Origin of the sequence: Methylotuvimicrobium sp. KM1 (genome assembly GCF_044788715.1) — a bacterium.
Taxonomy (GTDB): domain Bacteria; phylum Pseudomonadota; class Gammaproteobacteria; order Methylococcales; family Methylomonadaceae; genus Methylotuvimicrobium.
Genome location: NZ_CP173170.1, coordinates 2,494,438 through 2,518,361, shown reverse-complemented (window position 1 = coordinate 2,518,361; position 23,924 = coordinate 2,494,438). Strand labels below are relative to the sequence as shown.

Annotated in this window: 26 protein-coding genes and 1 pseudogene; 15 read left to right on the top strand and 12 right to left on the bottom strand. The window is 46.9% G+C overall.

The genetic code is table 11. The annotated features are described in order from the left end of the window. Positions 1–10 precede the first annotated feature (10 nt). The 10 genes from fabD to ACINK7_RS10715 all read left to right on the top strand — a co-directional run bounded on the left by fabD (position 11) and on the right by ACINK7_RS10715 (position 8,202). Positions 11–961: an ACP S-malonyltransferase gene (fabD, locus tag ACINK7_RS10760; RefSeq protein WP_404361345.1), complete on the top strand. Its 951-nt coding sequence runs from the start codon at positions 11–13 to the stop codon at positions 959–961. Further along, a complete protein-coding gene (fabG, locus tag ACINK7_RS10755; RefSeq protein ID WP_404361344.1) occupies positions 954–1,682 on the top strand; it encodes a 3-oxoacyl-ACP reductase FabG in 729 nt (242 codons plus the stop codon). The genes fabD and fabG overlap by 8 nt, the downstream gene beginning before the upstream one ends. 141 nt (positions 1,683–1,823) lie before the next feature. Next, on the top strand, positions 1,824–2,054 hold the full coding sequence (acpP, locus tag ACINK7_RS10750) for an acyl carrier protein (RefSeq protein WP_014148504.1): 231 nt from the start codon (positions 1,824–1,826) through the stop codon (positions 2,052–2,054). A gap of 231 nt (positions 2,055–2,285) precedes the next feature. Continuing rightward, positions 2,286–3,530, top strand: a complete 1,245-nt coding sequence (fabF, locus tag ACINK7_RS10745; RefSeq protein ID WP_404361343.1) for a beta-ketoacyl-ACP synthase II — start codon at positions 2,286–2,288, stop codon at positions 3,528–3,530. 28 nt (positions 3,531–3,558) lie between these two features. Continuing rightward, positions 3,559–4,389 carry an aminodeoxychorismate lyase gene (pabC, locus tag ACINK7_RS10740; protein ID WP_404361342.1) on the top strand — a complete coding sequence of 277 codons (831 nt, stop codon included), beginning with the start codon at positions 3,559–3,561 and terminating at the stop codon, positions 4,387–4,389. After that, positions 4,383–5,375, top strand: coding sequence for an endolytic transglycosylase MltG (mltG, locus tag ACINK7_RS10735; RefSeq protein ID WP_404361341.1), 993 nt, complete (start codon positions 4,383–4,385; stop codon positions 5,373–5,375). The genes pabC and mltG overlap by 7 nt, the downstream gene beginning before the upstream one ends. Next, positions 5,375–6,016, top strand: a complete 642-nt coding sequence (tmk, locus tag ACINK7_RS10730) for a dTMP kinase (protein ID WP_404361436.1) — start codon at positions 5,375–5,377, stop codon at positions 6,014–6,016. Before mltG ends, tmk begins: the two co-directional genes overlap by 1 nt. Further along, a complete protein-coding gene (locus ACINK7_RS10725) occupies positions 6,000–6,989 on the top strand; it encodes a DNA polymerase III subunit delta' (RefSeq protein ID WP_404361340.1) in 990 nt (329 codons plus the stop codon). The genes tmk and ACINK7_RS10725 overlap by 17 nt, the downstream gene beginning before the upstream one ends. Before the next feature lie 8 nt (positions 6,990–6,997). Then, the gene (locus tag ACINK7_RS10720; protein WP_404361339.1) at positions 6,998–7,351 is read left to right on the top strand and encodes a PilZ domain-containing protein; all 354 of its coding nucleotides are present in this window, start codon (positions 6,998–7,000) and stop codon (positions 7,349–7,351) included. A gap of 71 nt (positions 7,352–7,422) precedes the next feature. After that, the gene (locus ACINK7_RS10715) at positions 7,423–8,202 is read left to right on the top strand and encodes a TatD family hydrolase (protein WP_404361338.1); all 780 of its coding nucleotides are present in this window, start codon (positions 7,423–7,425) and stop codon (positions 8,200–8,202) included. A gap of 13 nt (positions 8,203–8,215) precedes the next feature. Here ACINK7_RS10715 and ACINK7_RS10710 read toward each other — a convergent pair whose 3' ends face one another. Further along, positions 8,216–8,998 carry a methyltransferase domain-containing protein gene (locus tag ACINK7_RS10710; protein WP_404361337.1) on the bottom strand — a complete coding sequence of 261 codons (783 nt, stop codon included), beginning with the start codon at positions 8,996–8,998 and terminating at the stop codon, positions 8,216–8,218. A gap of 95 nt (positions 8,999–9,093) precedes the next feature. Here ACINK7_RS10710 and ACINK7_RS10705 point away from each other — a divergent pair, with 95 nt between their 5' ends. Together ACINK7_RS10705 and ACINK7_RS10700 are read left to right on the top strand one after the other, a co-directional pair. After that, the gene (locus tag ACINK7_RS10705; protein WP_404361336.1) at positions 9,094–9,828 is read left to right on the top strand and encodes a PEP-CTERM/exosortase system-associated acyltransferase; all 735 of its coding nucleotides are present in this window, start codon (positions 9,094–9,096) and stop codon (positions 9,826–9,828) included. Between the two features lie 4 nt (positions 9,829–9,832). Further along, on the top strand, positions 9,833–12,703 hold the full coding sequence (locus ACINK7_RS10700; protein ID WP_404361335.1) for an EAL domain-containing protein: 2,871 nt from the start codon (positions 9,833–9,835) through the stop codon (positions 12,701–12,703). Here the strand turns inward: ACINK7_RS10700 and ACINK7_RS10695 are convergent. From ACINK7_RS10695 to ACINK7_RS10685, 3 genes are all read right to left on the bottom strand, one after another. Continuing rightward, complete coding sequence (locus tag ACINK7_RS10695) at positions 12,700–13,914, bottom strand: hypothetical protein (protein WP_404361334.1); 1,215 nt, start codon at positions 13,912–13,914, stop codon at positions 12,700–12,702. The genes ACINK7_RS10700 and ACINK7_RS10695 overlap by 4 nt on opposite strands. A 14-nt stretch (positions 13,915–13,928) precedes the next feature. Beyond that, positions 13,929–14,387 (bottom strand): hypothetical protein, encoded by a 459-nt coding sequence (locus tag ACINK7_RS10690; protein ID WP_404361333.1) that lies wholly within the window; start codon positions 14,385–14,387, stop codon positions 13,929–13,931. A 738-nt stretch (positions 14,388–15,125) separates the two neighbouring features. Next, a complete protein-coding gene (locus tag ACINK7_RS10685) occupies positions 15,126–15,884 on the bottom strand; it encodes an SIR2 family protein (RefSeq protein WP_404361332.1) in 759 nt (252 codons plus the stop codon). A gap of 556 nt (positions 15,885–16,440) precedes the next feature. Here ACINK7_RS10685 and nifH point away from each other — a divergent pair. Next, entirely contained in the window at positions 16,441–17,310 is an 870-nt protein-coding gene (nifH, locus tag ACINK7_RS10680) for a nitrogenase iron protein (RefSeq protein ID WP_404361331.1), read from the top strand. Between the two features lie 137 nt (positions 17,311–17,447). Beyond that, a pseudogene (locus tag ACINK7_RS10675) lies at positions 17,448–18,227 on the top strand (nitrogenase component 1); the annotation flags it as partial. Between the two features lie 193 nt (positions 18,228–18,420). Here the strand turns inward: ACINK7_RS10675 and ACINK7_RS10670 are convergent. The 8 genes from ACINK7_RS10670 to nifV all read right to left on the bottom strand — a co-directional run bounded on the left by ACINK7_RS10670 (position 18,421) and on the right by nifV (position 23,204). Next, positions 18,421–19,416 (bottom strand): Rossmann-like domain-containing protein, encoded by a 996-nt coding sequence (locus ACINK7_RS10670; RefSeq protein WP_404361330.1) that lies wholly within the window; start codon positions 19,414–19,416, stop codon positions 18,421–18,423. A gap of 5 nt (positions 19,417–19,421) precedes the next feature. After that, positions 19,422–19,790, bottom strand: a complete 369-nt coding sequence (locus ACINK7_RS10665; protein WP_404361329.1) for a hypothetical protein — start codon at positions 19,788–19,790, stop codon at positions 19,422–19,424. 2 nt (positions 19,791–19,792) lie between these two features. Then, entirely contained in the window at positions 19,793–20,251 is a 459-nt protein-coding gene (locus ACINK7_RS10660) for a hypothetical protein (RefSeq protein WP_404361328.1), read from the bottom strand. Between the two features lie 2 nt (positions 20,252–20,253). After that, entirely contained in the window at positions 20,254–20,562 is a 309-nt protein-coding gene (locus ACINK7_RS10655) for a (2Fe-2S) ferredoxin domain-containing protein (RefSeq protein WP_404361327.1), read from the bottom strand. Positions 20,563–20,669: 107 nt separating this feature from the next. Then, complete coding sequence (locus ACINK7_RS10650) at positions 20,670–21,170, bottom strand: hypothetical protein (protein ID WP_404361326.1); 501 nt, start codon at positions 21,168–21,170, stop codon at positions 20,670–20,672. Continuing rightward, complete coding sequence (gene cysE / locus ACINK7_RS10645) at positions 21,170–21,919, bottom strand: serine O-acetyltransferase (RefSeq protein ID WP_404361325.1); 750 nt, start codon at positions 21,917–21,919, stop codon at positions 21,170–21,172. Before cysE ends, ACINK7_RS10650 begins: the two co-directional genes overlap by 1 nt. Continuing rightward, positions 21,919–22,071, bottom strand: coding sequence for a hypothetical protein (locus tag ACINK7_RS10640; RefSeq protein WP_404361324.1), 153 nt, complete (start codon positions 22,069–22,071; stop codon positions 21,919–21,921). The genes cysE and ACINK7_RS10640 overlap by 1 nt, the downstream gene beginning before the upstream one ends. Before the next feature lie 8 nt (positions 22,072–22,079). Beyond that, complete coding sequence (nifV, locus tag ACINK7_RS10635; RefSeq protein ID WP_404361323.1) at positions 22,080–23,204, bottom strand: homocitrate synthase; 1,125 nt, start codon at positions 23,202–23,204, stop codon at positions 22,080–22,082. 405 nt (positions 23,205–23,609) lie between these two features. Between nifV and ACINK7_RS10630 the strand changes: the two genes are divergently transcribed. Beyond that, positions 23,610–23,810, top strand: coding sequence for a DUF2281 domain-containing protein (locus tag ACINK7_RS10630; protein WP_404361322.1), 201 nt, complete (start codon positions 23,610–23,612; stop codon positions 23,808–23,810). Positions 23,811–23,924 lie beyond the last annotated feature (114 nt).

Sequence of the window (23,924 nt, the reverse complement as noted above, 5' to 3'; positions counted from 1 at the left end):
GAATAAATGAATGACTGAACAAATTTATAATTTGGCTTTTGTCTTTCCGGGTCAAGGCTCCCAATCGGTAGGTATGTTATCGGCCATGGCAGAAGCCTATCCGGAAATTAAGCAAACTTTTGAGCAGGCTTCCGAGGTGTTGTCTTATGACTTATGGTCAATCGTTGAAGCCGGTCCTTTAGAAAAATTAAATCAAACGGCAATAACTCAACCGGCCATGTTGGCTGCCGGCTATGCTGTTTGGAAAATATGGAATAAACAGTGTCCGGTCCAACCCGGTTGGGTGGCAGGGCATAGTTTGGGTGAATATACTGCATTGGTTTGCTCCGGTGCGATGGCTTATGAAGATGCGATCAAATTAGTCTCCGAAAGAGGCCGCCTGATGCAGGAGGCGGTTCCGGCCGGGCAGGGCGCTATGGCGGCAATTTTAGGGCTGGAAGATCACGAAGTCGTAAAGCTATGCAAGGATTCGGCCGAGAGCGAAGTGGTTGCGCCGGCTAATTTTAATGCGCCAGGTCAAGTTGTCATTGCCGGTGACAAAGCAGCGGTCGAGCGTGCAATGGCAAAGGCTAAGGAAGTTGGTGCAAAACGCGCAGTTTTGCTTCCGGTTAGCGTACCTTCACATTGTGCATTAATGCAGTCAGCTGCGGAGCAATTAAGCGACCTCTTACAGCAAACCAGCATCGATTCACCCCGAATCACCCTAATCCACAATGTCGACGTCAGCACCCATAGTGCTCCGGAAGTCATTCGCAATGCGCTAAGGGAGCAATTATTTAAGCCGGTGCGTTGGGTGGACGGAATAAAGTTTATGTCCGACCAAGGTGTTACTGCGTTTGTTGAATGCGGTCCCGGTAAAGTGCTCATTGGCTTGAATAAACGAATTGCCAAAAATGCCGAACATTTAAGCATCTATGATCCTGACTCATTAAATCAAGCCTTGGAGATAGTGAATGGTTAAAAAAATAGCATTGGTAACCGGTGCGAGCAGGGGTATCGGTCGCGCAATTGCCGAGCAATTGGCTGCCGACGATTTTTTTGTGATCGGAACGGCAACAAGCGATCAGGGTGCTGAAGCGATTGCCGGCTACTTAGGCGATGCGGGAACGGGCATCAAACTCAATGTCGCCGATCCTGACTCGATTAATGCGGTAATAAAAACCATTAATGACGATTTTGGGACTCCTAATGTTCTCGTCAATAATGCGGGTATTACCCGGGATAACTTACTGATGCGTATGAAGGATGATGAATGGGATGATATTATTACCACGAATCTTTCATCGGTTTTTCGTATGAGTAAAGCCGTTTTGCGCGGCATGATGAAAGCGAAAACCGGTAGAATTATCAATATTTCCTCGGTAGTTGGTGCGACCGGCAATGCCGGCCAAGCCAATTATGCCGCAGCTAAAGCCGGTATCGTGGGGTTTTCCAAGTCGCTAGCCAAGGAAGTCGGTTCGCGCGGAATTACCGTGAATACAGTTGCTCCCGGGTTTATCGATACCGACATGACCCGTGAACTCGCCGAAGAGCATAAGCAGGCACTTTTAAGCTCAATACCATTAGGCCGCTTGGGCGATGCTAAAGAAATTGCCTATGCCGTTTCTTATTTAGCATCGGAGCGTGCCGCGTATATCACCGGAGAAACGCTGCATGTGAACGGCGGCATGTTCATGGCATAATATTGTGATATTTTTATAATATAAAGTATAATTCCCCCGCCGTCTGGAATGAGATGACGGGATTTCTAAGTAAAACAAATAACTATACTATTGTAAGTAATATTTTTTAAAAATAATCTTACATTGTTGAGGATAATAATTATGAGTAATGTTGAAGAAAGAGTAAAAAAGATTGTCGCTGAGCAATTAGGTGTTAAAGAAGATATCGCTAACGATGCTTCTTTTGTCGATGATCTTGGTGCAGACTCTTTGGATACCGTTGAACTCGTCATGGCCCTTGAAGAAGAATTCGAATGTGAAATTCCGGACGACGAAGCCGAAAAAATCACTACTGTTCAACAAGCGATCGATTACGTCGAAAAAAACGCATAAAAACTGCTTTATATTTCGAACGGTCATGTTCTCGGCGAATTATGACATGATAATTTTGTTCGACGCATACAGGGAAGTAAGTAGCAAACTGAAGTGTGAGCGTTATAGAACAAAAGAGGGCGTCAAACCACCGAAAATATGACCGTTCGAAGTATGTAAGTGGATGCTGTTAATGTCCACTTATGCATGCCTTAATATCCCCTCTTTAAAATTAACTTCGGGTACAAAACATTGAGCACACGCCGAGTTGTAATAACTGGACTAGGCGCGGTTACGCCTTTAGCTAACACAGTTTCGGAAACCTGGGACGGAATCGTCAATGGTAAAAGCGGTATTTCCGCCATTGATTCCTTCGATATTTCTGCATTTGCCACGACTTTCGGTGGCGTAATAAGAAACTTCGATATTTCACAATATATTCCTGAAAAAGATGCAAAACGCATGGACGGTTTTATCCATTACGGATTAGCCGCAGGGTCTCAAGCGTTCGAGGATTCCGGCATCGAGGTTAATGATAATAATGCCGAAAGAATCGGTGTGGCAATCGGTTCGGGAATAGGCGGGATAACAGGCATTGAAGACTGTTATGCGCTATATGATAAAAGCGGTCCGAGACGTATTTCGCCGTTTTTTGTACCCGGCAATATCATCAATATGATTTCCGGTAATTTATCGATTAAATATGGCTTAAAAGGACCTAATTTTGCGATTGTTACCGCCTGTTCAACCGGTACACATAACATTGGCGATGCTGCCAGAATGATCAAATACGGTGATGTCGACGTGATGATCGCCGGAGGCGCCGAACGCTGTACCACGTCACCGACCGCGATGGGCGGGTTTGCGTCAGCGAAAGCCTTATCGAGGAGAAACGATGATCCGCAACGTGCAAGTCGCCCATGGGATCGAGACCGTGACGGCTTTGTGTTAAGCGATGGTGCCGGTGTTGTTGTTCTGGAAGAGTTGGAACATGCTAAAGCACGAGGTGCGAAAATCTATGCCGAGCTGGTGGGTTACGGCATGAGCGGAGACGCTTATCACATGACTTCACCTTCGCCAGGCGGAGAAGGCGCTGCTCGATGCATGAAAAATGCATTACGCGATGCCGGTTTGAATCCTGAAGACGTCGACTATATCAATGCGCATGGAACATCTACGCCCGCCGGCGATCTCGGTGAGACACAGGCGATGAAATCCGCGTTAGGCAATCATGCCTATAAGGTTGCGATTAGTTCAACTAAGTCGATGATAGGGCACCTCTTGGGTGCTGCAGGCGGCATCGAAGCGGTACTCACGGCATTAAGCCTCAAAAATCAATTAGCGCCGCCGACTATTAACTTGGATAACCAAGACCCCGAATGCGATTTGGATTATGTTCCGAATGTTGCTCGGGATATGTCGATGAATGTGGCCTTATCGAATTCTTTTGGCTTCGGCGGAACTAACGGCACGTTGGTTTTTAAGCGATTTGAATAATTAGCTCGATGACATAGGTGAGTTTTCGGTGTTTTTAATCAATGGTGCGATGAGTTGCACCATCGATGTTTCGGATCGCGGATTCCAATATGGCGACGGTTTATTTGAAACGATTGAAATCGATAAAGGTCGACTGGTTTTTTTCGACAGACATATCCGCCGCCTAAATGAAGGTTGCCGGCGTCTACAAATCCCTTTAGAAGATACCGGCAATTTAGTCGCGGAAGCCGAGAATGCGGCTAAAGACGTCGATCGAGGCGTGTTAAAAATTATCCTGACGCGCGGAACGGGCGGTCGAGGTTATCGGCAACCGGACAGCATCAAACCAACTCGTGTTATTAGTGTTTATCCATTTCCTGATTATCCTGAAAATTATACCAGCAATGGCATTACTGCCAGGATATGTTCTACCCGCTTAGGGCTAAATCCGGCACTTGCCGGCATTAAACACCTCAATCGCCTCGAACAGATTTTAGCTCGCGCCGAATGGAACGATCCCGGCATTCAAGAAGGTTTGATGCTTGATGCCGATGGGAACGTTATAGAAGGAACGATGACTAATTTGTTTTATGTCATTAACCGACAACTCCGTACCTCCGAGACTTTTCATTCCGGCGTAGCCGGGATTATGCGCGAAATTATCTTAGAACTCGCCGAATCAAATGCGTTAGTCTTGTCGAAACGTTATTTCGGTATCGACGAATTATTAAACGCGGATGAAATATTTGTTTGTAATTCGGTCATCGGTTTATGGCCGGTCACCCAAATTGATGGCAAGCCATTTGCTGTCGGCCCTGTAACGCGCGAAATAACGGCCTGGCTCGAACAGTACAAAAAAGAATGGCTTCAAGCATGCTAAATAAACTCATGGGGATTTCGATTGTATTAACCAGCTTTTTACTCGGCTGGCTATGGATCGATTACCAGCACTTTGTGGCTACTCCTTTAGTCGACAAGCCGGTTTATATTGAAATCAACAAAGGCGATTCCTTCGGCCGCATTACTGAAAAACTTCAGGAACAAGAATTAGCGGTTAAACCGCTATGGTTAAAAATACTAGCCCTGCAAACACAATCCGCCGGTCGTTTGAAAGCCGGAGATTATGAAATCGCTCAAGGCGCTACCGCTTTTGATATTCTTTCCTTATTCGCATCCGGAAAAAGCAGACAATATGCCATCACCTTTCCGGAAGGGTGGAATTTCAATCAGTTTCTTGAGCAAATAAATAGCCACCCTTACATTCAAAGAACACTGGATAAATCGGATAGCGAATCTTTGCTCAGTTATTTAAACTCTGATTACGGTCATCCCGAAGGTCTTTTTTTTCCCGACACGTATTTTTTTGATAAAAACACGACCGATCTTGCCTTATTAAAAAGGGCTCATGATCGCATGCTGAGCATCTTGGACCAGGAGTGGCGGCAAAAGCAGGATAATCTTCCGTTTGAGTCTCCTTATCAAGCATTGATACTGGCGTCGATTGTCGAAAAAGAAACGAGCGTTCCCGAGGAACGTCCGATAATTGCCGGCGTGTTTATTCGCAGGCTTGAAAAAGGTATGTTACTGCAAACCGATCCAACCGTTATTTACGGTATGGGCGAGGATTATCAAGGCAATATTCGCAAGAAAGACCTGTTGACGCATACTCCCTACAATACCTATGTCATTAGCGGGTTACCTCCGACGCCGATCGCGATGCCCGGACAAGCCTCGATACATGCGGTTCTTCATCCTGAGGCAGGAGAGAGCCTTTATTTTGTTTCTAAGGGGGATGGCACGCATGTTTTTTCCGCCAATCTTGCCGAACACAACCAGGCCGTGACCACTTATCAATTGAAACAATGATGATTAAAGGAAAATTCATAACGCTTGAAGGTGGGGAAGGGGTAGGCAAAACCACCAATATGAGTTTTTTAAAGGATTATCTAAGCTTGCACGGAATTCCGGTGATTCTCACTCGAGAGCCCGGAGGCACTCCCCTCGCGGAACATATTCGAACCTTGTTATTACAACAGTCATCCGACGAAGTCATCACCGATCAAGCGGAATTGTTATTAATGTTCGCTGCCCGCGCTCAACATCTCAAACAAGTGATCGAGCCGGCCTTACATGCCGGCTCTTGGGTAATATGCGACCGCTTTACCGATGCGACCTACGCCTATCAGGGCGGAGGGCGCAATATGAGTGCTCAAGCGATTCAGTGGCTGGAAAATTTCGTTCAAGGTAATCTTCGGCCCGATTTAACCTTTTTATTTGATGCGCCGGTCGAAATAGGACTCAAGCGTGCTCGTCATCGCAGTTCGTTAGATCGCATCGAATCCGAGACCTTAGTTTTTTTCGAACAAGTTAGGCGTGCTTATTTATTGCAGGCTAAATTGGAACCGGAACGTATCAAAGTTATTAAATCCGACCAACCACTCATCGATGTACAAAGCGAAATAACGCGTTTTTTACACCCGTTTGTTTTTAATGACCATCACTCCTGATCTATTGCCTTGGCAGGAAGCGGACTGGCAGCATCTTGTCCGCTATATTACCGGTCAACGCATACCTCAAGCCCTATTGTTTGCCGGAAATAAAGGCATAGGCAAAAGCCGGTTGGCGGAGCGTTTCGCACATTCCTTGTTTTGTTCTGAAACAGATGCTAACAGATTGCCTTGCGGCCAATGTCATAGCTGTCAATTAGTCAATGCACAAACGCACCCTGACTATATCAGACTGAATCCGGAAGAGCCCGGCAAGACTATCAAAATCGATCAAATCAGACACATCCTTTCGGTGTTATCATTAAAACCGCAATATGAGGCAAATCGTGTCGTCATAGTTGAACCGGCCGATCAATTAAATATCTCAGCGGTTAATGCTTTTTTGAAATTTCTTGAAGAACCGACCGAGCGAACCGTTCTGCTACTCATCACGGATAAACCTAGCCGACTCCCGGCTACTTTGATGAGTCGATGTCAAAAGGTCTATTTTTCGAGGCCCGATCCGGAACGTGTTAAACAGTGGTTGTTAGATCAAGGAATAAAAAAAGATAGTGACTTATTGCTAAGCGTATCGAATGGCTCGCCCTTGTTGGCCTTGGATTATGCGAAAAACGATACCCTTGAATTACGTCGAAAATGTTTCGATCAATGGCTCGACATAGCCGCTTTGCGCACTCATCCGTATATTGTCTCGGAACAATGGGTTAAACTGGATCCCGGCCTATTGTTGACTTGGGTGACAGGGTGGGTTACGGATTTAATTAAATGTTGTTTTCAATTACCTGCCGAAAAACTGATTAATCGTGATTTATTTGAAGACTTGTACAAATCCGCGCAAACTTTAGAATTATCTCATTTGTATAGCGTCTACGATCTTATGCTTACCACTCGAAACCGCATCGATACCCAGCTCAATAAACAATTGCTATTCGAAGAGCTATTAATCGAGTGGGCGCGGCTTAACGAAAAATAGGAAAAAGCATGTCCGAATCATCATCGCCCAGACAAGGAATATTATCCTTGTCGATTAAAGATAAAAATGCACTCTATGCCGCCTATATGCCTTTCATTACCAATGGCGGATTGTTTATTCCGACAAATCGCGAATATGAAATGGGGCAGGAAGTTTTTATGCTATTGAATTTAATGGAAGAAACAGAGCGATTGCCGATTGCCGGTAAAATCATTTGGAAAACACCAGCCGGTTCGGAAGGGTATCGTACTACCGGTATCGGCGTTCAGTTCAGCGACCAGGATGGCGGTATGGCTCGTAATAAAATAGAAACCTATTTGGCCGGCGCACTGGATTCGGATCGAGCCACTCATACAATGTAACGGTTTGGTTTTGTCGGGCCTCACGCTCCAATTTCTCCAATTAAACTCAATCTTAAAATCTGTGTTATCCCATGCTAATCGACTCTCACTGCCATTTAGATCGTATCGACCTGACTCCCTATCAAGATGATTTTTCTTGCTTCATGCAAGAAGCTTCGAAACATCAAATCGAGCACATGCTGTGTATCAGCATCGATCTTGAAGCTTACCCGTCGATGTGCGAATTGGTCGCTCCTTATCCCCAGATCTCCTTGACGGTCGGCGTGCATCCTAATTCGCATGACGGAAAGGAGCCGACAACTGATGAATTGATCACACTCGGCCAAGCCGAAAAAGTCATCGGCATCGGTGAAACCGGATTGGATTATTTTAGAAGTGAAGGGGACTTATCTTGGCAACACCAGCGATTTAGACGACATATCGCGGCAGCGAAAAGTTTAAATAAACCTTTAATCGTCCATACGCGAGAAGCCCGAGAAGACACTTTACGCATTTTGAAAGAAGAAGGTGCCGATTCGGTAGGCGGTATTATCCATTGTTTTACCGAAGACTGGGAATTTGCGCTTCGTGCGCTCGAGTTGAATTTTTATATTTCCTTTTCAGGAATTGTAACGTTCAATAATGCTAAAGCAATACAAGAAGTGGCGCAAAAAATTCCGGCGGATAGATATTTGATTGAAACCGACTCGCCCTACCTAGCTCCGGTTCCTTTTCGCGGGCGGCCTAATTATCCGATTTATGTTCGACATGTGGCCGAATTTATAGCTAAATTAAGAAATACTTCGTTGGAAGTCATCGCGGACCAGAGTAAAGAGAACTTTGTACGCTTATTTAATTTTGAATGCCTATGAAATTCAATACTTTTCAAGACTTTTGAGCTGAAACCACTAAAACGTTGATACAGGCATAGAAAGAATCATCCGTTGCGGCGCGTTGTAAGTCGGTTCGCCAATGGTTCAGTTCTTGTTCCGTAATCGCATGATTGGCCAAGGCTTGATTTTCGACAATCTGCTGTACCGATAATGAATAGAAAAGGTTTATATCGGTTGCAATAATCGGAAATACTTCGACTTCAATATGACTGAAACCACATTTTTTGAATTGCCTGTATAAGCTTCTGCCTGAGTAGCCATTGTTCATCATATGCGACATACGATAATGAGAAAGAGTGCGCTCGACTCCGGGTAGTTGGGTATCGATCGACAAGCTAGCCCAGTCTGTTTCCACAACGACAACGTATCCATTGTCTTTAGTCACTCTTTTTATTTCCAAAAGTGTTTGTTCCGGCTGTTTGAGGTGCATGAATAATCGCTCGCTTCGACAACTATCGAATAACCCATTCCTGAAAGGTAACTTTTCGGCACTACCTTGTATTAAATTAGCCTGTTGAATTGTAGAAAGTTGTCTACAATTCTGGATAGCGCTTTTTAACATCTCTTGATCATGATCATACCCGAAGACTTCACCGTCTTTCCCAACCATTTTCGATAGTTCGGCAACATCTACCCCAGGCCCACATCCGATGTCGGCTATTATATTTCCGTTGGAAATATTCATTTTTTTATAACTGTGATGCTTAATCGGTAAAAAAATATCTGCCGCTTTTTGCAGATATTCCGAGCTGACTTCTCCGTGAAAAACTTTCATAGTTGACCTAACATGGGTTCTAGATAAATAAATGCTTTGAACTATGCTTAGAGTCTAGTCAATATTTTAGGATATGAGAAGGAAGAAGGATACAAATGAAAGATACAATGACGCTATGCGAACACTATCAAAATTATTTTTATACGGTTAAGGCGAATACTCAGGATTTACTAGAGCAAGCTTATCACGTTAGATACCAGGTTTATTGTGAGGAATTAAAAAAATTATCGCCGAATTCTGAAAACGAATTTCAAGAATCGGATGAATGGGATGACGATGCCGTTCATGGTCTTTTATTTTATAAAAGAGATAAAAAACCTATTGGAAATATTCGTATCATCACATTAGAAGGTGACACGGAGAAAAAGTTACCGATTGAATTGTATTATAAAAAAGAATTCGACTTTAGAGGCTCTGGTATAACTTCACTAAAAGAAGGTAAGACAGGCGAAGTATCCAGAATGGCTCTGATCTCTCGTTTTAGAAGAAGACCATCCGATAAAGACTATTCGATAAATAACAATATGCGTGAAAATGATCACGAAAACAGACGATTTTCCACTAATTACCTACCAATGAGCTTAACTTTCTCTTCTATCTCTCTTATGCTGGAACACGCACTCGATTATGGTATTGCATTAATGGAGCCTCGTTTAGCTAGATTATTAGTGCGCTTTGGCGTTGAATTAAAACAGATTGGACAACCCATAGACCACTTTGGCATACGTGCACCTTTTATTATTTTTCCTAAAAAAACTTATCAAAACTTAATGCCGGAATATCGACTCTTATTTGACATTATCAGTTCGGAACTAAAAGATTCTCATTGACAACATGCCATCTGTCAAAAAACAAAAACAGCCGTCTCTTAGTCTGGTTTGGAAAACAATACTCGCTGTCGGTTTTGCAACAGCATTAGCATCCGGTGCCATTGTTTTGTTCGGACAGTTTTCATTGAATCAAAATTATCAGCAAGAAAGGTCTCGTGTTCATCGCTTTTATCGACAAGCCTTTCAAGGTATTTTGGAAGGCATCAAGAACGACAGGGTCGATATCGGTTGGTTGATTCCGGCATTTATCGATGACAAAACCAGCCCCCAAAACGCATTAGAGGTCATTGACCATTTTATCGATAACAACTGGTTTAAAATTGAAGTCGAATCGGATATTGAGTCGGCATTTTTGTTTAGCACGGATGGAAAGTTGATTGCTTCTTGGGGGAATACGCCGTATCAAGGGCAGTTTTCAGAATGGTTGGATTATGTCATTACCCACGAATCACCGTTCGACAATATTTTGTGCGAGGAGCGCTGCGTTCATTTTCATGCTACGCCGTTTTTACATCACGGAAGTTTTATCGGCGTATTCATTTTTGGTATCGATCTTGCCGATACGGTTTTAAAGATGAGAGACTTGACCGGTTCCGGGATTAGTATCTTAACGTTACCTCATGAATTCACAAATCCAAAAAAAGAATTACTTTCTATTCCGCCATGGCAAGCAAATATAGTGGCTTTAACGGATTCAGAACGCAATATCGGATTACTTAACGCTTTTAGTCGGCAATATCCTGATGGAATACCCGATCATCCGAAGATATTTAAGTTTGAGAATAGGACTTATGAGATCATTCCTTTTCCGTTTAACGGAAACAACAATACAGTACTTTTGATTATTGAAGACATTAGTCGGGGCTTGGACGAAATCAAAAAAGCGACTGCTCTCTATGCCATTAATGGATTGCTTAGTTTATTGTTGTCCGGCGGAGTATTGTTACTATTATTGATTGGACCGACGCAAAAATTAAAAAGACTCATTGCATTATTGCCGTTGATCGCAAAAAAACAATACGACTTAGTGGCTAAATTATTACTTCATTCGAAAAAACACAGTTTCTTTAAAGATGAAATTGATGTTTTGGAATTCGCCTCGCATCAACTGATTTCAACCCTTAAGCAACTGGACGATGAAGTTAATTTACGCACCCAACGCCTCTCCGAACAGGCTTTGGAACTGCAAATTGAAAAGAATTTTATTGACAATATTCTTAATTCGGCTCAAGTCATTATTATGACGGTCGATAGTGTGGGGCGCATTAAATCCGTCAATCAGTATGCGCAATATTTGCTTCAATATACGGAAGCCGAATTATTAAATACAGATTTTGTTGAATTTATTCCTACTGAAGAACATAGAGGAATGATTGAAAGTTCAATAACACAACTACTTGATAAGCATAATAATACCTTTCAATACGAATGTCCGATTTATTCCGTCGACGGTGCTCAACTCTATATCTCATGGTTTTTATCGCCATTAGTGCTCAAAGAGCTAGGTATCGATGCCGATCCTGAAGTTCTCATTGTCGGGTTGGATTTAACCGATAGACGCAAATCCGAAAAACAATTGACTTGGTTAGCCGAACACGACCCGTTGACAGGTCTATATAACCGCCGAAAATTCGAAAAAGAGTTCGAGCATGCTATCAATATAGCGAATCGCTATCATCATAGCTCGGCCTTGATTTTTTTCGATGTCGATCAATTTAAATACGTTAACGATAGCAGCGGACATCAAATCGGTGACGAACTATTAGTTAAAGTGGCCGAAAAACTGCGCAGTTTCACTCGCGATACCGATGTAATCGCTCGCTTTGGAGGCGATGAATTTATCGTGATGGCTCCTGAAATCAGTCAACAAGCGGCTGAGGATTTAGTGCAAAAAATTTGTACAGGAATGACCTCGGTATCGATAACGGACAACAATCAACAACACCGGGTTTCGGTTAGCGCGGGTTTGTTAATGTTTCCGGAGCCTAATTGCTCTGCTCAAGACCTTTTGGCAACTGCCGATGTTGCAATGTATAAAGCCAAAGAATCCGGCCGGGGAGGGTGGAGACTCGCAAATAGCGAGGATATTCATCGGAGCGAAATCAAAACGAAGGTCAATTGGAAAGCCAAAATTGAACAGGCACTTAACGATCGGCAATTTAAGCTGTTTTACCAACCAATCATGCATATTCGTGATAAGACTATATCTCATTACGAGTGTTTATTGAGAATGATTGGAAGCAACGACGAAATCATTCCGCCAGGTATGTTTATCGAAGTCGCTGAACAAACGGGATTAATTTTTCAACTCGATATGTGCGTTGTCGAACTCGCTTTCGTAAAGCAGGTTGAATTGATAGAACAAGGAATCGATATTAGGCTGTCAATTAATTTATCCGGGGAGACGCTTTCAAATGTCGATGCTTTTTCAAAAATCGATAAGCTGTTGCGCTCATATGGGCTCGATGCACATAAATTTATTTTTGAAGTGACCGAAACTCAGGCCGTAACCAATCTGCAGTCCGCCCATGAATTTATAAATAAAATAAACAACATAGGCGGAAGTTTTGCTTTGGACGATTTCGGTGTGGGCTTTTCATCGATGAGCTATCTAAGACAATTACCGGTTGAATATTTAAAAATAGACGGGTCATTTGTAAAAAATATTAATTCAAGCCTCGATGACCAATTATTTGTCAACGCCATTAACAGTGTAGGGCAAGGAATGGGCTTAAAAACGATTGCCGAATTCGTTGAAAATGACGCTATTTTCGAAAAACTGGGAACACTTGGTGTCGATTATGCCCAAGGTTATGGAATAGGCAAGCCGATGCCATTTCTTGAATTTCATAAGAATGACGATGCAGACTATTAGAAATCGTAAGACATCATAATGGTATACATATCCCAATGCTGCGTTGTTCCTTGGGGGTTTTCCAAGTTGGATAACCAGCCGGTTCCATTAATTCGGTGGTATTCGGCACTGAAATTCAATGCCGGCAATATTTCATAACGTAAACCAAAAGTCCAATCTTGAGCAAACCTGGAATGATTGGCAATTCCGGGTGCGGCTTGCGCGATTTTCAAACCTTTTCTATCATCCATATCCCAAATTAATTCGTCATAACGCACTAATGCTTCCAGAGAAGAAGTCAGTCTGTAGGTGCCTTGTATATAAAAACTTTGGCCGGTAAATTCAGTGTCCGGAATAGCCCCGAAATTCCTCAATTGGGCCCGGCGTAAGGCGTATTCTCCGGTAAGTGACCATTTTTCGGCGTTATATTGTGCTGAAAAGATTAATGGATTAAATCGCCAGGAGCCTGCCTGAAAAAAAGCGCCGGCTGATGGTTTGTAATCGCCATTAAAATCCGCATAGGTTATAGCTAGCTTGGCTAAGCCGTTTTCCCATTCATACCCGGTACGCAACACCCAGGATATGTCGCCTTCCATTTTCCCAGGATCTGAACCGACTAGTGTATTTTTGAAATCAGGATCATCCATTCTTGGGACGACTACACCGAAATTCAACGAAAAATCGCCATAGTCGGTTCTATGTTCTCCATAGATATAGCCGCCATCGGCTGATAACGCTAAATTTCTATTGACATCGAAATAAATCGATTGCGGTAATAAGATGTTGGGGCGAGTCGAAGCCACGTCCCGCGTATCGTTGTATAAGCCTAGCGGAGTAGGGACTCTGCCGCCCCTAAGTGTTAATAGTGAAAGTTCCGACGAATATAAAGTATAACTGGCTACTCCGTAATCGATTCGGACGTTGCTATCGTCGGTTTTACCCGCATCGCGCCATACTACCTGCATGGCAATTTGCAATTCCGGCAAAATCCTATAAGAGGCATTGATACCGAGTTCTCTAAAGTCGGTTGATATCGAGTCGTCAGTTTTACCAAAAAAGTTATTATCGGAAGTATGAATAAATCCTTGGGATAAAAAACCGTGAATTTGAAGGTTTTGAGGTAACCAATCGCTTTCAAAGGCTTGAGTATTTGTAAACAGACAGCATAAAACTAATACGATACCGTAGCTATGCAATTTAAAAAAACGGTTTAAAGTCGACGTATGACGCATGACTGGAAAAGGCCTTATTTAATGATCAGGATTTTGATATTTTCAGGGATGTCTTCATCGCTTAAATATCCTATTGCGCCAGGTGTAGATGCGATTTTATCAACCATTTCTTCCTTGCTGGCTACGGTAACAGGAGCCTGGCCGGTCCCGCTAAATACCAGCTTGTTCCAGCTTCGACGCATCTGATGTGGAAATACATTCAATACTTGTTTACAAAACTGTTTATGAAGAGGGTTGCTGTCATGTAATACAAAAACAGTAATGGGAGAACCGTCTTGCCATTGGCGAAGCCGCATTCTAAAAATAGCACTCAATCCGTTTCGGCTAACAGAGTTTTGCGTTAATGCGCTGTTGACAACGGGATAAATACTTAGCGTGGGAGCGGATAAAACCTGCGACATCAAAACAAAGAGCAACACTAAAAATCCTAATTGCTTTCGTCGTAGATTTTTATTCGATTCGTTTGACTTCAAATTGGAAGCGCCTTAGGTCTTAAAGTGAGCTGTAAAAAGAAATCAAAGTTTAGTTACTATTCTGTGAATATCAAATGATCAGGGTTAATTGATAAAGATTCTTGTAAGCGACAAAGCTATCATGACCATGTCATTATTTAACATAATATACATTATGCGCAACTATAACTACTTATTGCTTTGCCTTTTATGATCCTGGCTTTATTCCTTCGGCAACCCATAAGTCTTGTTTGGCGGCTATCTTCTCGGCTCCGCCGCTTTTCGACAACAGATACAAGCGTCGTATACTTCAATGCGTTAACGCAGACTTCCCCGGTAACAGTTGTACGAATCGCGTGAAATTGCGAATTGCATAGAGATAATAGCGGTTGCAATTGCGTTCCGACAAATCCGACTAACTATCCTTTCCGAATGTTCAGAATACCGCTAACATTTGGCGGAGCCGGCGTGGTTGTTCCGGATTTATTCTTGTCTTTTCCCAACCAGTTCAAAACGCCGCGTTTGGGGCCGTGCGAAGTATAGATCTGAATGCCGCGACAGAAAGTGAGGATGAAGACAAAACTTGGGGATCTTGCAACAAAGTCGATGAAGCTTTTTTGAAATTCATGACGGAGCGCCGCCCCGCCCCGCCCTAAGATTACACTGCTAAGCCGCTTCTTTCGTCATCATATAATCCAGAAAATCACGGCAGTTGGCCGGGATGATTTCCAGCCCCAGTCGTTTGCAGAAGCGTTGTTCCTACTCGGTAGGGTTTTTCCGCAGCACCCAGCCTTTCGGTTCGCTGGCTGCGTAAACGATGTCGTTCATGACCATGCGCTCGGAATCGCGGTTCAGCGGCAGACCGATCAGCAGATATTTCTTGCCTTTGCGGTATTCCTTCAAAAAATTGGGAATCGCGAAGCCACCCATCAATTCGGTAATGTAGTCGACATAGTCTGCGTCCGAGGCGATGTAGTTCGACACCGGTCTGGGCGAACCCATCGGCTTGAACAGTATCGGGATCTTTTGGTTCGCGCCGGCCTGGTCGATTTCATGATACTCGCTGCCGTCGTAGTGGTAGATCTTGAAACGATGTTGACTCGCGGAAATGCGCGCGACGCCTACGATCAGCGTGTGTTCTTGATCGGCATAGCTGTCGAGAAGTTGCGTATCGCGATTGATGTCGACGACATAATGCGGCCGCCATTCGGCGAGCCAGTCGTGAATACCCGCCCGCGTCCAGTCCGAATGACCGTAGACGCCGTCCAAAAACTGCGTCAGGAAATTTCGACCGCGTTTCAGTTCACGGTTCATTGCCGCTCGCGGAAATTCGTACATCAGTTTTGGCGCCATCGGCTGCCCGTCGTTCATCGCCAAAATCAGGCTTTCGCTATCGGCCGGAATCGGCTGACCAGTTTTTTTATGACTCGAATCGAATAAAACACCCGGACCTAAGTAAGGTACGACCTTGTTATCATAGAGACCGGAAAGAATCTCGGAAAAGAACTTGTTGTTCATGCTTTGCTCCTGTTTGAATTAACATTCCAGAGTGAAAGCAACTTCCGAACCAAACATGTATCCACTTGTAATATTTAAATTTTTACATCATCAATCTGAAAATTGGCGCATACCATAGGCAACATAACAATTGCATTTGTCGGATTTCGAACAAACTATACCTTTCGCAATTCAAATTTCGGCAGTGCCTATGGAGGCGCCGGGGTGCTCTGCAAAGGCTTTGCCAGCAGGGAGCTGGCATAGAGCCTACAGGGACGTATCTACGGCATCCTTTGACATGCACCTCGGCGCCGAATTTTAATCTCCGATGAGTATTATTTCTCCCCATCAAATACCCTGCCCGGCCTTTTCCGAACTATAACCTTTCGATAAACGCCTAAAAAATCACTTTTCGGATGTAGCCAAAACTACCTGGCCCAACAATTTGTCGTTAACACAACCTGAAATCCTCTGATAAAAATATAATTTAAATAACTATATCAATTGCTTGCATTGGTGGCACAACGTTTGCATTATCTTGATTGCCATTAACCACAAGTTCACAGAGGAGAAGACCATGGCATTACGTCAATGTGCTATTTACGGTAAAGGTGGAATCGGAAAATCGACCACTACCCAAAATCTGGTTGCCGGCTTAGCCGAGCTCGGCAAAAAAGTCATGATCGTCGGCTGCGATCCGAAAGCCGACTCGACGCGTTTGATTCTACACGCGAAAGCGCAAAATTCGATCATGCAGATGGCGGCCGACGCCGGCAGTGTCGAAGATCTTGAATTGGAAGACGTATTGAAAACCGGTTACGGCGAAATCAAGTGCGTCGAATCCGGCGGTCCCGAGCCCGGCGTCGGTTGCGCCGGCCGCGGCGTCATTACCGCGATCAACTTCCTTGAAGAAGAAGGTGCCTACGATGAAGACCTTGATTTTGTTTTCTATGATGTACTTGGGGACGTTGTCTGCGGTGGCTTTGCCATGCCGATCCGTGAAAACAAGGCGCAAGAAATTTACATCGTCTGTTCGGGTGAAATGATGGCGATGTACGCCGCCAACAATATCGCCAAAGGTATCGTGAAATACGCGAACTCGGGCGGCGTGCGTCTGGCCGGCTTGATCTGCAACAGCCGCAACACCGCGCGCGAAGACGAGCTGATCATGGAACTGGCTCGCCGCCTCGGCACACAAATGATTCATTTCGTACCGCGCGATAACGTCGTTCAACGCGCCGAAATCCGCCGCATGACGGTGATCGAATATGAACCTTCCGCACAACAGGCCGATGAATACCGTTCATTAGCCCAAAAAATTATCGACAACAAAAATATGGTCATTCCAACGCCAATCACGATGGACGAGTTGGAAGACCTGTTGATGGAGTTCGGCATCATGGAAGAAGTCGACGAGTCCATTGTCGGTAAAACCGCTGCCGCTTAACGGCTAGCCGGGCAGGCTCGAAAGAGCATGACCCGACTCCGAGCTAACCAGGTTGGGTTATGGCAAATGCTTAACCCAACCTCCGATTCCCAAAACTGCCTGTTGGGGGATTGCCCACGGCAAGAGAGGATAAGATTATGCCAGCCATGACTAGAGAAGAGACCGAAGCGCTCATACAGGAAGTGCTCGAGGTCTATCCGGAAAAAGCCAAAAATGATCGCGCCAAACACTTGGCCGTCAACGATCAAAGTTTGGAAAAAGCCAACAAATGCATCACCTCGAACCGCAAGTCGCTGCCCGGCGTGATGACGATACGCGGCTGCGCCTACGCGGGTTCGAAAGGCGTGGTGTGGGGTCCGATCAAGGACATGATCCATATCTCGCACGGCCCGGTCGGCTGCGGCCAGTATTCTCGCGCCGGACGCCGAAATTACTACGTCGGCACGACCGGCGTCAACACCTTCGGCACGATGAACTTTACGTCCGATTTCCAGGAAAAGGACATTGTTTTCGGCGGCGACAAAAAACTCGCGAAACTGATCGACGAGATCGAAGTGTTGTTCCCGCTCAACAAAGGTATCTCGATTCAATCGGAATGTCCGATCGGTCTGATCGGCGACGACATCGAAGCGGTCGCCAAGATGAAGAAAAAGGAACACGGCAAAACGGTCGTGCCGGTACGCTGCGAAGGTTTCCGCGGCGTTTCGCAATCGCTCGGTCATCATATCGCGAACGATGCGATCCGCGACTGGGTACTTGAAGCCCGCGACGGCGACGACAGCTTCCCGACCACGCCTTACGATGTAGCCGTGATCGGCGATTACAACATCGGAGGCGATGCCTGGGCTTCGCGGACCCTGCTCGAGGAAATGGGCCTGCGCGTCGTCGCGCAATGGTCGGGCGACGGCACGATCGCCTGCGTGGGAACCCAATTAGGGACGCTCCAGAGCCTCTGAACCGCAAAGCGGTTTAGGCTGCATTCCCACGCAGAGCACTCATCGTTATACACATCTCTTTAAGATACACTGCTGGGCATATAGCGCGATGGCAAAATCACGCAATCGCTAGAGTCCGATCCACATAACCTTAGGGCCAAGAGGTCCATCGCACTTACGCGCGAGATAACCGCCTATTTTTGCAATCAAAATCACTATTCGTTTGGTCCCATGCTTTTTTGAATCCGAAGTCGAGACGAGATAACCGGGCATTTACGCGTTCCAAAGTTTGCCACGCTTCAAAACGCGCCGTATTGCCTCTTTCATACCACTGCTCCATGGCTTCAGTCAGCCGTGTTTTTTCGGCATAACATTCGGCGATCTGCGTCTTCAGCCACGCCAGGCTGTTTCGATCCGACAATTCGGCGACGCGGTAACGCACGCCGTTACCGAAAATCCTGACGCCTCCGCCTTGCCCCGCCGTCTCGCATAGGCTGTCCGCGTCGGTCACTTCGATTCCAGCCAAATAGTCGATGCCGAATTCATGCCATTGCGGCAGCCAAGGCACGGTCGGCCCCATCAACACCGTGACGGCACTCTCAGACAGTTCGGCGAGCCTCGGGAATGTCTTGTTCGGAATCGAGCTGCCGGTCAAAAATACCCAATCGGCTTCTGGCAAGACATATTCCGAGGCCGCCGCCGGCAGGTCGCCCGGCTCGGGATTCAATTCCAATACCGTTAAATCCAATTGTTCGCGGTACAGTTCGAGTCCCGGATAACGCCCCACGACCGCTACTTTTTTATCGCACAGGAGCGGCAGGAAATAATCGAAAACCGCGAGATTTTCCCGTCCGGGAGTAGCCTCGAGCGGCTCCGACTCCGGCAAGGAACGCGCGTTGATGCAACAATTGACCGCTGCCATCGCCAGGCAGGCTTGATAGGGATCCCACGACATAAGACCGGCGGCCAGTTCGCTCAAGGGTTTGCCGGTCAAAGCGCCTGCCCACGGCAAGGTTCGCGTCGGCACGCCGGGGCTCATGCATAATCCGGCGTTATCGCTTTGACTCTCGCGGCAGACGGTCCACACCAAGCCGATCGTCAAGTAACCTACCGTAGCGCCGCCGGTGCAATAATCCAGCAGCATTTCATAAATTCGCCGGGGATCGTCCATACCGCTCAACACGCCATCGCCAAAAGTTGAGCTTCAGTCTTGATCTGCCCTTTCCGACCCCAAGCGGTCATCGTATCGATGAAATAATCGGGCTTGACCGGGTGAGGTTTCAGCACATCGTATTCGGCATAAAAGCTGCCATCGCCGTGAAATTGAATTTGCCCGACGCGTTGCCTTTCGGCATCGAACCAATAACCGACCAAATCGTCATGACGGCTATAGGGGTCGGTGACCAACCGGAATTCGGCTTGGTCGAAAACCGGAAAGCCTACATTCTCGGCTAAGTCCAATTTCCGTATCGACTCGCCGATCGCGCGGCATATAGCCTCGCCGAATTCGCGCCGCTCTTCGATTTTTTGCGTCAGCGTTGCCATGACTACTCCTGATCCAATGCCGAGGCCAAGTCGCTGATCACCGATAGGATCACCCGAGCTTCCGCATCCTGGCCGCTGCGTAATTTGATGAAAGCCAGTGCCTTCAACGAGTACAAATAAAAATGCGTGATGCCGTTCGCATAGAGATTCCATTTTTCCTTTTCGCGCGCCAAGCGTTTGTAATCGGCGGGAAAACGCCCCTGCCGCGCGGCTTCTTCGAGCCCGGCCAGCGCCGTCTGTTCGGCATCGGCCAAACGCGCCCGGTAAAAATAGAATTTGTACAATGCGAAATAGGTATCGAGACACTGACAATCCAGCCGGCGAGCTTCGATAAATAGCCTCTCGGCTTCCGTTTCATCACATCGACTGGCCGCTACCGCTTCCTGTAACAGCGCATTGACCGGCGCCGGAATATCCGGGCTGAAAATGACGCGCTCTTCGATCGAGTTAAACCTGTTCATCGCTACCAAATCTCATCGGGAACTTGCAACGCGGCGACCGGCGTGCCGCCGAGCAGATGTTCGTCGATGATGGTCTTCACGTCTTCCTTATTGACCTTGCCGTACATCACGCCTTCGGGATAGACCAACACGCTCGGCCCCATGCAGCCGGTATTGGTCAGTGCGATTTTTTCGAACAGATTACGGTTTTGAATTTCGTTCATGAATTCGTTGATGACGTCGCTGCAACCGCTCGCGGCACAGGACCCGCGAGGATGACCTTGCGGCCGGTTTTGCGTGCAGACGAAAACATGTTTATCGGGTCTTGGCATGGCTGTCGTTCCTTTCAAATAATTTTACAAATGTCGTCGGGTACGCATCGCGACCCATTTATCACTGGCAGACACAAAAGGCATGGAAGAAGGTGCGCGATGCGCGCCTACACTTGAATTTGCCGTTCGACGATCAATTCCAGCAAAGCCTGTGCGCCGATGCGGTCCTTGACATCCAGCTCGACCAGTTTCTCGAAAATGCCGCGGCTCAATTCCAGATTGTCGAGACGCATGTGTAGAAAGCCGATCGATTTCAACGTGAATAAATAAAGCCTTACCCGGGTCAAACTCGCCGACGGAACCGAACCGAGCAAGCCGATGTTCAATTGCCGCCAATCTTCGGGGAACGCAAGGCCGGCACGAATAATCGCCAGGGCTTTTTCCGAAATCAGTAGCGCTTCTCTCAAACGGTGTCGGTAGTAATAAAAGCGGTTCAATGCGACCAAAACGTTCAGCGATTCCGGCGCGCGCAGATAGGCCTGAAGTAACGGCAATTCGCCGTCTCCCCTGCCGTAGGATTCGGCGGCCTCTTTTATCAAGGTCTGGACCTCAAGCGAGTCCTCACGTTCGAAATAGAGATCCTGAGCATCGAAATCGAGCAGATCCATCAGGCGGCCTCCGTTTCGGGATGACAGACCGAATCCGCATCACAGGTTTCGTAGTGTTTGTCGCTGAGCTTTTCTTGCCGGGCCTCGAGCTGATCGATGCGTTCGAGTAAACAATTGATAGCCTTGCCGACCGGATCGGGCACCAGATGATGATCGAGATCGATGCCGTTCGGATTCTGAATCTTGACGCCCTTGCTCTGAATCACCCGCCCCGGAATGCCGACCACCGTGCAGCAATGCGGCACATCCTTGACGACGACCGAATTCGCTCCGACCCTAACGTTATTGCCCAGCGTGATCGCGCCGAGCACCTTCGCACCGGCGCCGATTAGCACATTTTTGCCCAAGGTCGGATGGCGCTTGACTTTGTTCCATGACGTGCCGCCCAATGTCACGCCGTGGTAGAGCGTGACATCGTCGCCGATGATCGTGGTTTCGCCGATCACGACGCCCGCGCCGTGGTCGATGAAAAAACGCCGGCCTATCGTCGCGCCGGGATGTATATCGACATGCGTGATCCAACGGGCGAACGCCGACAACAGACGGGCCGACAAATACCAGCCCGATCGCCACAGACGGTGACTGACCCGGTGCAGCAACACCGCATGCACACCGGGATAGGCGAGCAACACTTCTATCCGGCTGCGCGCTGCAGGGTCGCGGGCAAAAACACAGGCGACATCCTCGCGCCATTGCCGCCATGGACTAAGATCAACCGTCACGGCTCGTTCCGGTATCACGGCAACCATTACAACAAACTCCACTCGGTTTGACCGGGCACCGGCGTACCCGGAACTCTGAAAAAACTACCCGGGTAATTATCATCTTGTTCATGAATTTCCTCGCTTGCGATAAGTTCGATTTCAGGTTCGGTACGTTCTGCTTCGTGGTTTTCGTTCATGACACACCTCACACGGTTTGTAAAAAATGATCCAATTCGAATGCTTGCGGTGTCCGTTTGTATAGGCTGACGAACTGCCTGACCTGCGGCAACACCGCCGCTGCTTGAGTCTTGCTTAGATGAATGCCCAACTGTCGGTAGGCATGAATCACTCCTTGCGTACCGGAATGCTTGCCCAATACCAACTGATGATAGCGCCCGACCACGGCCGGATCGATGCCTTGATAATTGTTCGGGTCTTTCAGAAACCCGTCGACATGAATGCCGGCTTCGTGACTGAATACCGCGCTGCCAATGAGGCTTTTGCGCGAGCCGATCGTATCGCCCGACGCTTCGGCGACCAGCCTGGACAATTCAGTGAACTCGCGTAAGTCGACACCGCTTTCGATACCGTATAATTGCCGTAAACCGACGACGACTTCCTCAAGCGCGGCATTGCCGGCCCGTTCGCCCAAGCCGTTGACCGTCGTATTCAAATGCGTCGCGCCGGCCACGGCAGCCGCAAGCGTATTCGCCGTCGCCAATCCCAGATCGTCGTGGGCGTGCATTTCGATATCGAGATCGGTCGCGGCGCGTAATCTTCGAATAGCCTCTAACACACCGAACGGTTCCATGATGCCGACCGTATCGGCGAAACGAATGCGTTTGGCCCCTGCTCTTTGCGCCGTTTCGGCGATGCGAGCCAAAAAGTCCGGATCGGCGCGGGAAGCGTCTTCTGCTCCGACGCAAACGTTCAGGCTTGCATCGATGGCCGTTTTGACCAGTCGGTCTATTGTTTTCAAAACCCAAGAACGGCTCTGCTTCAATTTATAGCGGATATGCTGATCGGAGGCCGAAATCGACAAATCGACCCAATCGATTCCCAAATCCGAGCAGTGCCGCAAATCGTCCTCGCGCATCCTGGACCAAACCATTAGACTGCAAGGCAAACCCAACGCGGCGATTGCGCGTATGTCGTCGCGTTCCTGCCCGCCCATCGCCGGAATACCGATCTCGAGTTCCGGCACGCCCATACTTGCTAATCGCCGAGCGATTTCCAGCTTCTCATCGAGCGAAAAAGCAACGCCCGCCGACTGTTCGCCGTCTCTGAGTGTCGTGTCGTCGATGACGATCGTGCGCGGACGGTCTGCCATGCATCACCTCAAAATCGCTTTGGTCAACAATCTATTCCGAGAGGAATAGCGCCTTTACCCGTATCAAAGCAAATCGCTTGCCAAGTTCTCAGTCTATGAAAAACAGTGACTTGCAGAGCGATTCGGTAGGGTTACGACAAGACATAACGGCATCGGAATGATGCATTGTCGCAAACGCTACAATCGTAAAAGGAAGATTCGAACAAACCTTGAGCGTGACGGGAATTACAACCTCGTCATCAATGTTTCGACCATGTCCCAAGCTTATCTAAAACGTTTGGAGCGGGTTGAATAACCCGCCCCGCTAAGTAAACGTATGATTGAAACAAACCGGCAATATTGGCTAGGTTAAGTTCGATTTGCTAATATTCCGGTAACTACCGATTAAATTAAGAGTGAGCCAATATGGATCTTGCCGAACAGGTTTTTCAAACCATCAAACCCATGCCGGAACCCCTCGTACAGGAAATTTTAGACTTTGCGCTATTCCTGCGCCAACGCGAAGCACAAGCCGAGTGGCAAAACTTGATTAATGCTCAGACCCGCTCGCTCGACGATTGGGACAACGATGAAGACGAGGTGTGGAACGATGTCCCAGCCGTCTGAAATCGTTTTACTCCCCTTTCCGTTTACCGATCTTTCATCGCACAAAAAGCGCCCTGTCTTAATACTCACCGCTGCCAATGCACAGGCTGACTGGGAAAATTGAATACAATGACG

What these genes read in the sequence shown, in the direction of transcription:
- fabD (WP_404361345.1), top strand. Translation starts at nt 11, where the DNA reads ATGACTGAACAAATTTATAATTTGGCTTTTGTCTTTCCGGGTCAAGGC.
- fabG (WP_404361344.1), top strand. Translation starts at nt 954, where the DNA reads ATGGTTAAAAAAATAGCATTGGTAACCGGTGCGAGCAGGGGTATCGGT.
- acpP (WP_014148504.1), top strand. Translation starts at nt 1,824, where the DNA reads ATGAGTAATGTTGAAGAAAGAGTAAAAAAGATTGTCGCTGAGCAATTA.
- mltG (WP_404361341.1), top strand. Translation starts at nt 4,383, where the DNA reads ATGCTAAATAAACTCATGGGGATTTCGATTGTATTAACCAGCTTTTTA.
- tmk (WP_404361436.1), top strand. Translation starts at nt 5,375, where the DNA reads ATGATTAAAGGAAAATTCATAACGCTTGAAGGTGGGGAAGGGGTAGGC.
- ACINK7_RS10725 (WP_404361340.1), top strand. Translation starts at nt 6,000, where the DNA reads ATGACCATCACTCCTGATCTATTGCCTTGGCAGGAAGCGGACTGGCAG.
- ACINK7_RS10720 (WP_404361339.1), top strand. Translation starts at nt 6,998, where the DNA reads ATGTCCGAATCATCATCGCCCAGACAAGGAATATTATCCTTGTCGATT.
- ACINK7_RS10715 (WP_404361338.1), top strand. Translation starts at nt 7,423, where the DNA reads ATGCTAATCGACTCTCACTGCCATTTAGATCGTATCGACCTGACTCCC.
- ACINK7_RS10710 (WP_404361337.1), bottom strand. Translation starts at nt 8,998, where the DNA reads ATGAAAGTTTTTCACGGAGAAGTCAGCTCGGAATATCTGCAAAAAGCG.
- ACINK7_RS10705 (WP_404361336.1), top strand. Translation starts at nt 9,094, where the DNA reads ATGAAAGATACAATGACGCTATGCGAACACTATCAAAATTATTTTTAT.
- ACINK7_RS10700 (WP_404361335.1), top strand. Translation starts at nt 9,833, where the DNA reads ATGCCATCTGTCAAAAAACAAAAACAGCCGTCTCTTAGTCTGGTTTGG.
- ACINK7_RS10695 (WP_404361334.1), bottom strand. Translation starts at nt 13,914, where the DNA reads ATGCGTCATACGTCGACTTTAAACCGTTTTTTTAAATTGCATAGCTAC.
- ACINK7_RS10685 (WP_404361332.1), bottom strand. Translation starts at nt 15,884, where the DNA reads ATGAACAACAAGTTCTTTTCCGAGATTCTTTCCGGTCTCTATGATAAC.
- nifH (WP_404361331.1), top strand. Translation starts at nt 16,441, where the DNA reads ATGGCATTACGTCAATGTGCTATTTACGGTAAAGGTGGAATCGGAAAA.
- ACINK7_RS10670 (WP_404361330.1), bottom strand. Translation starts at nt 19,416, where the DNA reads ATGGACGATCCCCGGCGAATTTATGAAATGCTGCTGGATTATTGCACC.
- ACINK7_RS10665 (WP_404361329.1), bottom strand. Translation starts at nt 19,790, where the DNA reads ATGGCAACGCTGACGCAAAAAATCGAAGAGCGGCGCGAATTCGGCGAG.
- ACINK7_RS10660 (WP_404361328.1), bottom strand. Translation starts at nt 20,251, where the DNA reads ATGAACAGGTTTAACTCGATCGAAGAGCGCGTCATTTTCAGCCCGGAT.
- ACINK7_RS10655 (WP_404361327.1), bottom strand. Translation starts at nt 20,562, where the DNA reads ATGCCAAGACCCGATAAACATGTTTTCGTCTGCACGCAAAACCGGCCG.
- ACINK7_RS10650 (WP_404361326.1), bottom strand. Translation starts at nt 21,170, where the DNA reads ATGGATCTGCTCGATTTCGATGCTCAGGATCTCTATTTCGAACGTGAG.
- cysE (WP_404361325.1), bottom strand. Translation starts at nt 21,919, where the DNA reads ATGGTTGCCGTGATACCGGAACGAGCCGTGACGGTTGATCTTAGTCCA.
- ACINK7_RS10640 (WP_404361324.1), bottom strand. Translation starts at nt 22,071, where the DNA reads ATGAACGAAAACCACGAAGCAGAACGTACCGAACCTGAAATCGAACTT.
- nifV (WP_404361323.1), bottom strand. Translation starts at nt 23,204, where the DNA reads ATGGCAGACCGTCCGCGCACGATCGTCATCGACGACACGACACTCAGA.
- ACINK7_RS10630 (WP_404361322.1), top strand. Translation starts at nt 23,610, where the DNA reads ATGGATCTTGCCGAACAGGTTTTTCAAACCATCAAACCCATGCCGGAA.